We start from the raw sequence: 12,188 nt of genomic DNA, 5'->3' as shown, positions 1-12,188 counted from the left end.
GACCAAGACTGAATAATAAATCAGCGACATCAGCCATTTTAGATTAAAATAGAAATTGGAGAAAAATATGACAGAATTAAGTAAAATCCCCGTACGTGACCGTGCAGAGCACAATGCCTACTTTCCATCAGATTACTCGCTGAGTGTCTATACAAGTCCTGTCACACCCTTTGATGGCTACAAGTTCAGCCGAGCCTATACAGGCGGGGATTTGAAGGTTCTCATGGTAGCATCTGATGAACGCTATGTTCAAATGAAAAATGGCAAACTATTCTCAACAGGGAACCACCCCGTGGAAACACTGCTTCCCATGATGCACATGGCTGCAGCGGGATTTGCTATTGACGTTGCGACACTTTCAGGAAATTCAGTCAAGCTTGAAATGTGGGCCATGCCCGAAGAAGACAAGGCGGTCATGGACTTTTATCATGAATACTTACCCAAGTTAGAGCATCCTTTGAAGCTCAGTGACGTCCTGCCTCAGGTGACAGCAGAGAGTTCACCTTATGCAGCCGTTTTCTTTCCGGGCGGGCATGGCGCCCTCCTCAATCTGCCCCAAAGTCAAGAAGTTAAAGAAGTTCTTAACTGGGCTATGGCTAATGATAAGAAAATTATCACTCTTTGTCATGGACCGGCAGCCTTGTTGGCAGCAGCCCTCAATAATGGCGACTTCCTTTTTGACGGATATGAAATGACGGTCTTTCCAGATAGCTTGGATGAAGGCGCCAATCAAGAAATTGGTTATATGCCGGGACTTCTCAAATGGCGTTTGCAGGAATCCCTTGAAAAGCACGGCGTTAAGATCCTTAATGAAGGTATCACAGGGCAGGTTCATAAGGATCGAAATGTCTTAACTGGTGATAGTCCGCTGGCTGCCAATGCCTTAGGAATTCTGGCAGCAGATGAATTGCTCGCCATGGTAAAAAATAAATAGAAGAGAGAAAATATGTCAGATAAAAAAGTATTATTGGTAACAGGTGCCTCAAAAGGAATCGGTCTCGAGATTGTTCTTCGTGGCTTGGAAGAAGGTTATCAGGTCATTGGGACTTCTCGTGATGCTGAGAAGCTGCAGGATGCAGTGGCCAAAACCCATCCAGATTCGCTAGAAGCATTCACTGGTTTGACCATGAACTTTGACCAAGCTAGCATTCAAGCAACAGTAGTTAGTGTCATTGAGCGTTTTGGTCGCATTGATGTCTTGGTTAACAATGCAGGTTTTGCTGTACTTGGTGCCTTAGAAGAATTTAGTTTAGAAGAAATCAAGGCCAATTTTGATGTTAATGTCTTTGGGCTCTTTGCTGTCATGCAGGCCGTTTTACCGCAAATGCGAGCGCAAAAGAGCGGTCATATTATTAATTTAGCTTCCATTTCTGGAACGGTGACGGGCCCCAGTCAGTCTATCTATTCGGCGACTAAGGCTTCTGTTATTATGATGAGTGAAGCCCTTGCAGATGAGGTGGCGCCTTTTAATATTCAGGTGACAGCCATCTGCCCCGGCGGTGTACGAACCGATTTTTTGGACAGCTCTTCTATGCGCCGGCCTGAAAAGCATATTGCTGACTATGAAATGGTTAACAAGACTATGGCGGGTTTGAATCGGCTCAATCATAATCAGAGCGGGGATCCTAAGCTGATAGCCAAGGCCATCTTAGCAGTAGCCGCAATGGATCAGGCACCTCACCGTCTTTATCTGAATTCGGGTGCTATTAAGGGACTTCAAGATAAAATGGAAGCAGTGGCTGCCGAAACCAATCAATTTATGGATCTGAGTTTGAGCACAGATGGTCAAGCTTAAATAACCGACATTTTGAGATACAAGTCAAAGAGAAATCATAATCCAGCAGAAAAAGTCAGAGAACTTCTGGAAACAGGTTATATCCCATCATTCAAGCATCTATGAACTGGGTAACTGATGCAAAGCTGGTTACTGCTGTGTCAAATGCTGGAGGTTTTGGCATTCTTGGTTTTAGGGAACCTTGACTAAAGTCCCTGCTAGTTCGCCTACCAAAGTATTATCGCCTTTTCCGGCTTGCGTCGCTCAGTCCAATAATCTATTGCTTTAAATTTTAAAAAATATAAAAAAGGAAGCTGACTTGTACTGTGCACCCCAAAAGTTAGATTTTTTCTGTCTAACTTTTGGGGTCAGTACAACTTGGCTTCCTTTTGTTTATGAAAAATCTCTGAGATTCTGATTAGGATCAGGATGGGGAACTTGATTGCGCTCACGCTGCTGCCTGCGGTAGGCCATGCCTGATCGCATAATGAGATAATTCATGATGATGAGACTAACTCCGACCAGAATTAAATTATTGCGAAAGAAATAGAAAGCCAGGCTTCCGACCGCCAGAAATCCAGCATATTTAGAGAGAATTGTCTTATTAACCCGATAGATTTCTTGATTGTAGACAGAAGTGAACAAAACGCCGATATAAAAAGCGATCACTGAAATGATGAAGAAGGTGATTCCCAGATTGTGATGGTGGTGGTCAGCCATAAATTCCAAACCAACAGTGAAAAAGAGTAAACTGACAATAATGATGGCATGAGAATAAAAGAGACCATAAATAGAGGTGTGCTGGTGATGATCAATATTGATGAAAGTTTGAATAATATAGAACATAAAAAGACCAGCCATACCAAAGAAGAGCAGAGCTCCTTCAAGAGGAGCGGTCATGAGCGGATAGGTCTTAATTGTGGCAATAACGCTTTCTCCAAAGGTCACAATAGTTAAGAGTTGATTGCGTTCAAGAGCGTGAGGAAAGTTGATGGGCTGCCAAAAAATTTCCCGTGCAGTTCTCTTAAAGAAAGACAGATGCAAGATTAGGGGCAAGATTAAAGGTAGGAAATAAAGGACTACTACCCAGTTGCTATAGGATATAATGCCAGTTGCTACCGGAAGCAAAAGCAACATATAGGCAATCAAGAGACCAATGCTAGTCTTAATATCTTGATTAAATCCTAGTTTTCGACCCTTGAGATAATACTGCAGAGCAATAGTTCCATAACAAAGAATGAGCATACTGTTAAAAACAAGGACATTGCTGTAATGATTTCGGAGATAAGCTACATCAAAGTTAAAGGACAGAGCTAGATTTCCAACCCAAAGCATGAGGACGATGACGCTGTAAATATCAATCCGTCTAGAATCTCCATATTTATTGTAATAAAAGGCTTCATTGTTCCAGATATTGAGCATGATAATACAGGCTGCAAAAAAAGATAACATTTCTGAAAAACCAATGTGTTGGACATGGAAGGCTGAGGTTAACTGGCTGATGGCGAGAACTACGGCCAGATCGAAGAAAAGTTCATAATTAGAAACGCGTTTTGCTTTATGTTTGGACATAATAGCTCCTTTATCATAAATTGTTTAACTTCATTAGTGTATCAAAAAAGTGCAGTCATTCTCTATGTTTTTTCAAACATATGTGATGTGTTTTGCCCAACACTTGATAAATTTTCATACATTCCATAGAGTTTAAAAAATGGGCAACTATAAAGTAGCTGAAGACAGCAAAGTATTAAGGACTTGCAGCTGGTATCTGTAGAATCAATCTGATTTTTGAACTTCTATTATTCAATAGAAACACGAATACGAATGAGCTGTTTATCATCATCAAAAAAGAGAAATCCTGTTAAGGGATAATCTTCATAAATTGAGCCTATCGGTTTCAACCCTTTTCTTTAAGCAGACTTTGAACTTTCTGATAGATAGCTGATAAATTGCTGCCATCACTGTAATCGTAGTAGATGAAGTAGTTACCGGCTGACATCTCATATTCTCCTTCCATATTTTCAAAGTAAAGGTAAGAAGGTTCATAAAAATTAGAAGTCTGAATCTTGTCTTTTAGAAAGAGTCTTCCTAAATATCCATGGTAATCAATATCATTCTCCTTACAGTAACGGAAAAAATCATACATGCTCTGTGTTTTTTCTCTAATGTTCTGATAAGGAGGGCTTAGGGTTAAATATTTTGCAGACAGTTTTTGAATTTGATAGGCGGGAAATTTCAGCTGGGCCAGCTCTGATAAATTTTTTTGAAAGGTATCAAGATGAGCCTGAAGTTGTTTTAGCTCTGAAATTTGTTTTTGAATCAGACGATTCTGCTGTTCAGCCATATTGGCAGCTTCTTCTAAACTATTATTCTGGTAAAATTTCTTAATTGCCTTTAGAGATAGTCCTATTTTTCGAAGATGGTTAATGGTAAAGGCTTGATTTAATTGTTGGAAGGAATAGTAGCGATAGCCGTTGCCTTGGCTGCGAAAAGTAGGAGTGAGGATGTTTTCCTTATCGTAAAAAATCAAATTTGCCCTAGTAATATCAGCCATTTTGGCAAATTGACTAATAGATAGAAGTTCTTTTTGATGCATTGAAAAGATTCCTTTTTTATGATTTTTTAAAAATTTTATCAAAATAAGGCTTGACTGTAAAGTAACTTTATAGTTTAAACTGTAAAATATAGTCAAAGGACTAAATTTATTTACAGAGGTAAAAATGATGAAAAAAACAGTAATGATTAAACATGGCTATTACAACTTGACGGGTCTCCTCTTTCTTCCAGAAAATGTTGATGACAGTCAAACGTATCCGGCTATTGTGATTTCTGCTCCAGCAGGTGCTGTCAAGGAACAGTCACCATCTTTCTATGCTGAAAGATTAGCTGCCAGAGGGCTCATTTCTCTCGTATTTGACACTTCCTTCCAAGGGGAAAGTGGCGGTGAGCCTCGTTATGTGGAAAATCCCTATGTTCGTGTTGAAGATGTCAAATGTGCTGTTGACTATTTGACCAGTCTTTCTTATATTGATTCTGAGCGTATCGGAGCTTTGGGAATCTGTTCTGGTGGTGGCTATGTCATCAATGCTGCCATGACAGACCGTCGTATTAAAGCAGTCGCTGGAGTCAGCATCTCTGATCCTGGTTCATGGATTCGTGACGGTTTAGAGCATGAGATAACACTGGAAGCACAGTTGGCTCTATTAGAGGAAGCTAGCAAACAAAGAACAGCTGAAGCAAATGGTTCTGCTGCTCTTTATGGTCCTTATGTGCCGGAAGAAACTAGTCCGGAAATGCCACGTACACTTATTGAGGCTCATGATTACTACCGTACCCCCAGAGGAGCCCATCCACGCTCAGTTAATAAAGTCTCTCTTCTATCAGTTGATAAACTTTTAACTTTTGATACATTTCGTTTTATTGATAGCTTTTTGACCCAACCAATTCTTCTAGTAGCAGGTACAAAAGCAGATACTATTAATTATTCAAAAGAAGTAATAGAAAAAGCAGCTTCACGTGATAAAGAGCTTTACAAAATTTCGGGTGCCAGCCATGTTGATTTGTATGATAAAAAGGTTATGTTGATCCAGCGGTTGATAAAATTTTTGCTTTCTTTTCAAAAAATTATAAAACTGACAACCCATTTTAATTTTCTTAAAAAATCAAAACGATAGGTGTTATTGAACTGATGAGGTTAATTTCGCTGCTTCTATTTCTATCTCAAAAGGTCTCCCAGACCTTTTACTTGCTGTACACCAGTATTGTCTTCAGGCAATTAGGCAGATCGCTGGCAGCGGCTGCTCTTAGTTACAGAGGTGCTAAACGCCCATTAACTTTGCTACCTTGTGACGTGATCCAAAAAGCCGATACTGCTTTGACAGGCGAGCTAGTAGGGGCTTTAGCCAAGGTCCTCTAGGACTTGGCGTAGAAAAAACAGTGTCATCAGCGATTTTTCTTAAGTCCTTACCTCGTTTGTTTTTGATTTTGTTTGACTATAAGAACACCTCCCTCACAGTTTCATTAACTCAAGAGGGAGGTGTTCTTATGTTAAAAAACTCATCATTAAAGCAGTTTTTCCTATTATAACTAAAAAGAATGGCTGACTATGTTTTTAAAGTATTTTACTTTTTGTTTACTGAGGATTATACTGTTTTTATTTCAGTTGAAAGGAGAGATAAATCATGAACAAGTTATTATATGGAGGTTTTTCTATATGTAAGAAAGTAGAGTTCTTACCATTCTAATCATGAATGATAAGCCGACTTCTTGGTGAATGACGTGACTGACTGAGCGAACTGCTAGAAGTTTTTAAGGAATTTGCTATACTTAGGACAGTCATTTAAAGAATAAAAATCTTGCATGAGAAAAACTGCACTTACTTTCTTAAAAAGGAGGTTAAGATGTGAAATACGGTTATGCAAGAGTTTCAACTAAGGAGCAAAATACAGACCGTCAGATTCATTCCCTCATCAAAGAGGGGGTGGACAAAAAGAACATATATGTAGACAAATTATCAGGTAAGAATTTTAAGCGTCCGCAGTATCGGCGTATGTTAAGAAAATTAAAAAAAGGAGATGAGCTGTATCTTAAATCAATTGATCGGCTCGGCCGCAATTACGAAGAAATCATTGAGCAGTGGAACTATCTATCTAAAGGAAGGGAAGTAGAACTTATTGTTCTGGACTTTCCGCTTTTAAATACTAAAAATACGGTACACGGACTGACAGGGCGGTTTTTAACCGATTTGGTTCTGCAAATTTTATCTTATGTGGCTCAGAAAAAAGGGGTACGATTCGGTCGTCCGCCCATGAAAAAACCGTCTAACTTTGAAGAGGTCCTTCAGCTGAGGCGCGAGGAAAAAATCAGTATACGTGAAGGAGCAAGCTTATTGCAGGTATCACCGGCAACTTTTTACCGCTGGCTGCAAGAATCATGAAACTTCAAATACTATACATTTTGATACAGGTCATTATTGTTCAAAAAAGAATAAAAATCAAGGCATTCAATAGTTTAACACACTTGTTTCTGATTGTATACATTACGAAATAGTGCTAAATTTCTAAAATTTAAAAGGATAAAAATCAGGGTATTTCGTCAGGAATATCTTATATAGAAAGGAATTGTCCAATGTTTTTAATTAATATCACTATCAAAGATGATCTGGTTCCTAAAGAGGAGGCAGAGAGCCGTTTAGCTGGCCATCGTGCTTGGTTCACAAAACAGTTTGAGAAAGGCAGTTTTCTCATTGTGGGTCCTTATAAAGATAAGGGTATGGCAGGTCTTATTATCGCTCAAGCAGATAGTAGGGCAGCTATTGAGTCTATTATTACTCAAGATGCCTACTATCCAGATTATGCCAGCTATGACATCAGTGAATTTACTGCTAATATGGTTGCAAATAATATCACTGCATTTAAAGGAAAATAAAGGAGAAAACAAATGACAAACACAACCCACTCAAAAATCGCTCTTGGAACTTGGTCATGGGGATCAGGCATGTTCGGCGGTAATGCTGTTTTTGGCAACTCACTGGATACAGCAGATCTTAAGGCTGTTGTAGATGAAGCTATGAATTCTGGTCTTAATGTTTTTGATACAGCCTATGCTTATGCAGCCGGAGAGTCCGAACGTATTCTTGGAGAGCTTATTGCCCCTTACAAGCGTCAAGATGTGGTTATCTCTACTAAGTTTACTCCAGGTATGCAAGATGATAAGGCAGAAAATCCTGTAGAGGACATGCTAGATGGCAGTATGAAACGTCTTGGCACAGATTATATTGATATTTACTGGATTCATAATTCAGCAGATGTGGAGCGCTGGACGCCGTATTTGGCTGGTCTTATCAAATCCGGCAAAGTTAAGCGTGTTGGGGTATCTAATCACAGCCTTGAACAAGTCAAACGTGTGCAAGAGATTCTGGCGCCGTCCGGTGTAAAAATTTCTGCTGTCCAAAATCATTTCAGCCTGCTTTACCGCAGCTCTATTGAAGACGGACTTCTTGACTACTGTAAAGAAAACGCTATTCAATTTTTCTCTTACATGGTCTTAGAACAAGGGGCTCTGTCTGGTAAATATGATGAGAATCATCTGCTGCCAGCAGACTCTCAGCGCGGTCAAACCTATAATCCGCTTTTCCCTGCTCTTTCTGATTTACTTGCAGAACTCCGTAGCTTGGCTGCTAAATATGATGCTTCTCCAGCCCAAATCGCAACTGCCTGGGCTATTGGACGCGGCACAACTCCTATTCTCGGTGTAACCAAGGTTGAACAGGTTGAAGATGCTGCTAAAGTCGCTTCAATTGCTTTAAGTGCTGAAGAAGTGGCACAGCTTGAAAACTTGGCGACAGCTTCAGGTGTGCATACACGCGGTGGCTGGGAAGGCAAGGCCTAAGCATTAGGCTAACCAATTTTAAAAGACAAGCTATTGAAAGCCATCCTTGTTATAATCAAAATAATCTGGTAGCTTACTGCTTGGAGTGTCATGTTATTCCCCAGTTCTGGGCTTATTTGGCTGAAGGCAAAGGGGGAATCTTTACCAATCCGGTCTTGCTTGCTCTTGCGGATAATATGGCAAATCAGTTGCTCAGATTATTTTGTGTTGGGAAGTAAGTGGACCGCGGTTTGATTTCTCTGGCTAAATCATCAACACCAAGTCGAATGGCTGAAAACTTTGCCATTTGGGATTTTAAACTCAGCTGGGAAGATATTGATCAAATCAATGCTTTGGATACAAGCAGGAACCTTTATCTGCAATATTAAAACAGAGCATATCCCTAAAGTAATCTAAATTTAATGCAAAATAGTTGACTTATCCCCCACTCTAAGTGATACAATGGTCAACGTTTGCAATTAAAAACAAACAAATCAAAAGAAAGAGGAATGATATGTACACAGAGTTATCAGGAAAAACTGCCGTTGTAACAGGCGGTTCTAAAGGAATCGGAACAGCCATTGCCAAACGCTTTGGTGCTGAAAAAATGAATGTTGTCGTGAATTATTTTTCAGACAGCAAAGGTGCCCAAGCGGCAGTAGACATTATTGAAGAAGCCGGTGGTAAAGGACTGGCTGTTCAAGCTAATGTCGGTGAAGAAGCTGGGGCCCAAAAACTTTTGGATGCGGCTATCAATGCTTTTGGAAGTGTTGATATTTGGGTCAATAATGCAGGTGTTGAAAACCGCAGTGCAACACATGAACTCAGCCTTGAAGATTGGAACCGTGTGATCACAACTAACTTGACTGGCGTTTTCTTAGGATCAAAAGTGGCACTTAAATATTTTGTAGACAATGATAAAAAAGGTAATATCATCAATATGTCATCTGTCCACGAACAAATCCCATGGCCAGGTTTTGCTCACTATGCAGCTTCTAAAGGCGGTGTTAAACTCTTTACAGAAACCACTGCTATGGAATATGCCAAACAAAATATCCGTGTCAACAACATCGGACCAGGAGCTATCAATACACCAATCAATGCTAAAAAATTTGCCGATCCGATACAGTATGAAGAAACAGCTGGTATGGTACCTATGCATCGTATCGGAGACCCTGAAGAGGTAGCTGCAGCTGCGGCTTGGTTAGCTTCAGATGAGTCAAGCTATGTTACAGGTGTGACACTTTTTGTGGACGGCGGTATGACCTTATATCCTGCTTTCCAAGATGGGAAAGGATAAGGTAACATGTCAATCACAAGTCTTTTACTCGCGCTTGTTCCAGCTCTTGGCTGGGGAATCCAGCCAATCTTCCTTCGTAAAATCGGAGGAGATACGACCAATGAAGTTCTGGGATTTGGAATAGGCTCAGTAGTCGTTGGTCTCCTAGTTCAGCTCGTCTTTCATCCAGCTGCTATCAGTTGGGAAACTTTTTTGATTAGTTTTGTTTCTGGTGCCTTTTGGATTTTTGGACAGTCTGGTCAGGTTCGTTCTTATGATATCATTGGGGTCTCTAAGACCATGCCTTTATCAACCGGTCTTCAGCTGATCGGGACTTCACTCATAGGTGTTTTTGCCTTTGGTGAATGGGCTGGTATCTGGAATAAGTTTTTGGTTTTCTTGCCATTGCTATCTTGATTCTTGGTGCTTATCTGACTTCAGTTGATCCAGAAGGTACAGACAGTACTGAAGGCCAAGATCTTCCCCGAGGGGTCCGTGTTTTGCTTATGACCAGTATTGGTTACTGGGTTTACAGTGCAGCACCACGTTTGGTAAATGCTAATGGCTTATCTATCTTTTTGCCGCAGATGCTGGGTATTTTAACAGGTGCTGTTGTTTTTGCTCTCGTAACCCGTCGTGAAGCTCTCAGAGAGAAAGAAAGCTGGGTATCCGGTCTGGTTGGCTTGATCTTTGGTGTCGCATCGCTTGCTTATATCTTTTCAGCCAGAGCCAACGGTGTGACCATCGCTTACATTCTCACTCAGCTTAATGTTGTCATTGCGACACTTGGAGCAGTCTTTATCCTTCGTGAGAAAAAGAGCTCAACACAGATGCGCTTGACTTACATCGGCTTAGCCTTGATTGTCGGAGCAAGTGTCATCACAGTCTTCTTATAAAATAAAGAAACAAATTAAAGAAACTATTATGATTTGGAGGAAATACGAATTATGAAATCAGCAGTCTATGTAAAATCTGGTGAAGTTGGCATTGCTAATGTTGACCGTCCGCAAATCGTTGAACAAGATGATGCCATTATTCGCATCGTGCGTACGTGTGTCTGTGGATCTGATTTATGGAGCTACCGCAGTGAAGATACCGCACCAGATACACCAAACAGTGGGCACGAAGCTATTGGTATTGTTGAAGAAGTTGGCAGCAGCGTGACAACCGTCAAGCCCGGTGATTTCGTTATTGCACCCTTTACTCATGGATGTGGTGAATGTGATGCCTGCCGTGCTGGATTTGACGGCTCATGTGATCGTCATGTGAGTGATAACTGGTCAAGCGGTGTTCAGGCTGAGTACATCCGTTTCCAATATGCCGATTGGGCTTTGGTTAAAATCCCTGGTCAGCCATCTGACTACTCAGAAGGGATGCTTAAGTCTCTTCTTGCATTGGCTGATGTTATGCCGACTGGTTACCATGCAGCCCGCGTAGCACATGTTAAGCCTGGTGATAAGGTTGTTGTTATTGGCGATGGAGCTGTTGGACAATGTGCAGTCATCGCAGCTAAAATGCGCGGTGCCTCACAAATCGTTCTCATGAGCCGCCACGAGGACCGTCAAAAGATGGCCTTAGAATCAGGCGCGACAGCTGTTGTTGCTGAACGCGGCGAAGAAGGTATTGCCAAAGTTCGTGATATTCTCGGCGGCGGAGCAGACGCAGCCCTTGAATGTGTGGGATCTGAAGCTTCTATTGATCAAGCACTTGGTGTTCTTCATAATGGCGGACGTATTGGCTTTGTAGGCTTACCGCACTATGATAAACACCCTCTTGGATCAACCTTTGCTCAAAATACCATAATCGGTGGAGGATCTGCCTCTGTTACGACTTATGACAAGCAAATCTTGCTCAAAGCTGTTCTTGACGGAGATATCAATCCAGGACGTGTCTTCACAGATACCTATAGCTTGGATGACATTAATCAAGCTTATAAAGACATGGACGAACGTAAGGCTATTAAGTCTATGATTGTTGTTTAATTTTCTGTTCTAAAAAGGAACAGAAAAAAAGAGGCAGAGGACGGGACAGAATTTAAATTTATCGTCCTGTTCCCTTTTTGTAAAATTATCTTTTTAAAAAATCAAAGCGAGACCATTTCGCTGACAAACTAATCAAGTGACAAAGTTCGGTCTATTTTTGATTTTTATGGACTGTCATTAGAAAGTGTGAATCATATGGTAAAAATTTCAGTTTTTGGCCGTGGAAATATGGGGAAGGCCGTAGGCAGCGTCTTTGACTATGAAGGCAATCAAGTGGAGTATTTTGGACACGATAGTCAAATCCCTGATGAATTGGGTGAAGTGGTTATCCTTGGGACTCAGTACAAGGACATGGCAGGCATCATAGAGGCTAATAAGGATAAGTTGAAGGGTAAGATTGTCGTTGACATCTCAAATCCCGTTAATTTCCAGACCATGGATGACTTCTACGTCCCTATGGACAGCTCAGCAGCCCAGCTTTTTCAGGACATGCTGCCAGAATCAACAGTGATTAAGGCCTTTAATACCAATTTCTTTGACAATTTGCTCAAGAAAACGGTAGCTGGTCAAGTCAAGACAACGGTTCAGATGGCTGGTGATGATGAGGCTGCAAAAGCTCGTCTGCGCCAATTAATTGAAGCTGGCGGTATCAATGTCGTTGATGCAGGTCCGCTGCGTCGCTCCCGTGAGCTGGAAGCAATGGGTTATCTGCAAATCGTTCTTGCTGTGCGTGAGCAGGTAAGTTTTGAAGGCGGCTATGCCATTTTGAAATAAGAGAAATAGA

Annotated in this window: 13 protein-coding genes and 1 pseudogene; 12 read left to right on the top strand and 2 right to left on the bottom strand. The window is 41.0% G+C overall.

Features of this window, described 5'->3' with window-relative positions; genetic code table 11:
• Positions 1–67: 67 nt before the first annotated feature.
• The 3 genes from hchA (at position 68) to SRT_RS11255 (ending at position 1,980) form a co-directional block, all read left to right on the top strand.
• Positions 68–934: a glyoxalase III HchA gene (gene hchA / locus SRT_RS06050; RefSeq protein WP_128833413.1), complete on the top strand. Its 867-nt coding sequence runs from the start codon at positions 68–70 to the stop codon at positions 932–934.
• A 12-nt stretch (positions 935–946) separates the two neighbouring features.
• Positions 947–1,795, top strand: a complete 849-nt coding sequence (locus tag SRT_RS06045; RefSeq protein ID WP_128833412.1) for an SDR family NAD(P)-dependent oxidoreductase — start codon at positions 947–949, stop codon at positions 1,793–1,795.
• Between the two features lie 86 nt (positions 1,796–1,881).
• Positions 1,882–1,980, top strand: coding sequence for a nitronate monooxygenase (locus SRT_RS11255; RefSeq protein WP_373276261.1), 99 nt, complete (start codon positions 1,882–1,884; stop codon positions 1,978–1,980).
• A gap of 187 nt (positions 1,981–2,167) precedes the next feature.
• Here SRT_RS11255 and SRT_RS06035 read toward each other — a convergent pair whose 3' ends face one another.
• Both SRT_RS06035 and SRT_RS06030 read right to left on the bottom strand, forming a co-directional pair.
• Positions 2,168–3,346, bottom strand: coding sequence for a low temperature requirement protein A (locus tag SRT_RS06035; protein ID WP_128833411.1), 1,179 nt, complete (start codon positions 3,344–3,346; stop codon positions 2,168–2,170).
• A gap of 325 nt (positions 3,347–3,671) precedes the next feature.
• Positions 3,672–4,370, bottom strand: coding sequence for a MerR family transcriptional regulator (locus tag SRT_RS06030; RefSeq protein ID WP_128833410.1), 699 nt, complete (start codon positions 4,368–4,370; stop codon positions 3,672–3,674).
• 124 nt (positions 4,371–4,494) lie between these two features.
• Here SRT_RS06030 and SRT_RS06025 point away from each other — a divergent pair, with 124 nt between their 5' ends.
• The 9 genes and pseudogenes from SRT_RS06025 (at position 4,495) to SRT_RS05990 (ending at position 12,178) form a co-directional block, all read left to right on the top strand.
• On the top strand, positions 4,495–5,448 hold the full coding sequence (locus tag SRT_RS06025) for an alpha/beta hydrolase (protein ID WP_223213928.1): 954 nt from the start codon (positions 4,495–4,497) through the stop codon (positions 5,446–5,448).
• Positions 5,449–6,176: 728 nt separating this feature from the next.
• Positions 6,177–6,710 carry a recombinase family protein gene (locus SRT_RS06020; protein WP_128833409.1) on the top strand — a complete coding sequence of 178 codons (534 nt, stop codon included), beginning with the start codon at positions 6,177–6,179 and terminating at the stop codon, positions 6,708–6,710.
• 191 nt (positions 6,711–6,901) lie between these two features.
• Positions 6,902–7,201, top strand: coding sequence for a YciI family protein (locus SRT_RS06015; RefSeq protein ID WP_128833408.1), 300 nt, complete (start codon positions 6,902–6,904; stop codon positions 7,199–7,201).
• 12 nt (positions 7,202–7,213) lie between these two features.
• A complete protein-coding gene (locus SRT_RS06010; protein ID WP_128833407.1) occupies positions 7,214–8,164 on the top strand; it encodes an aldo/keto reductase in 951 nt (316 codons plus the stop codon).
• A gap of 218 nt (positions 8,165–8,382) precedes the next feature.
• Positions 8,383–8,532 (top strand): hypothetical protein, encoded by a 150-nt coding sequence (locus SRT_RS10290; protein WP_154662702.1) that lies wholly within the window; start codon positions 8,383–8,385, stop codon positions 8,530–8,532.
• 125 nt (positions 8,533–8,657) lie between these two features.
• Positions 8,658–9,443: a glucose-1-dehydrogenase gene (locus SRT_RS06005; RefSeq protein WP_128833406.1), complete on the top strand. Its 786-nt coding sequence runs from the start codon at positions 8,658–8,660 to the stop codon at positions 9,441–9,443.
• A 6-nt stretch (positions 9,444–9,449) separates the two neighbouring features.
• A pseudogene (locus SRT_RS06000) lies at positions 9,450–10,318 on the top strand (GRP family sugar transporter).
• A 51-nt stretch (positions 10,319–10,369) separates the two neighbouring features.
• Complete coding sequence (locus SRT_RS05995) at positions 10,370–11,404, top strand: zinc-binding dehydrogenase (protein ID WP_128833405.1); 1,035 nt, start codon at positions 10,370–10,372, stop codon at positions 11,402–11,404.
• 195 nt (positions 11,405–11,599) lie between these two features.
• Complete coding sequence (locus tag SRT_RS05990; RefSeq protein ID WP_128833404.1) at positions 11,600–12,178, top strand: NADPH-dependent F420 reductase; 579 nt, start codon at positions 11,600–11,602, stop codon at positions 12,176–12,178.
• Positions 12,179–12,188: the final 10 nt, after the last annotated feature.

The sequence above is a fragment of the Streptococcus troglodytae genome, assembly GCF_002355215.1.
Lineage (GTDB): Bacteria > Bacillota > Bacilli > Lactobacillales > Streptococcaceae > Streptococcus > Streptococcus troglodytae.
The sequence above is the reverse complement of the archived record's forward strand: the minus strand, read 5'-3'. Positions and strand labels throughout refer to the sequence as shown.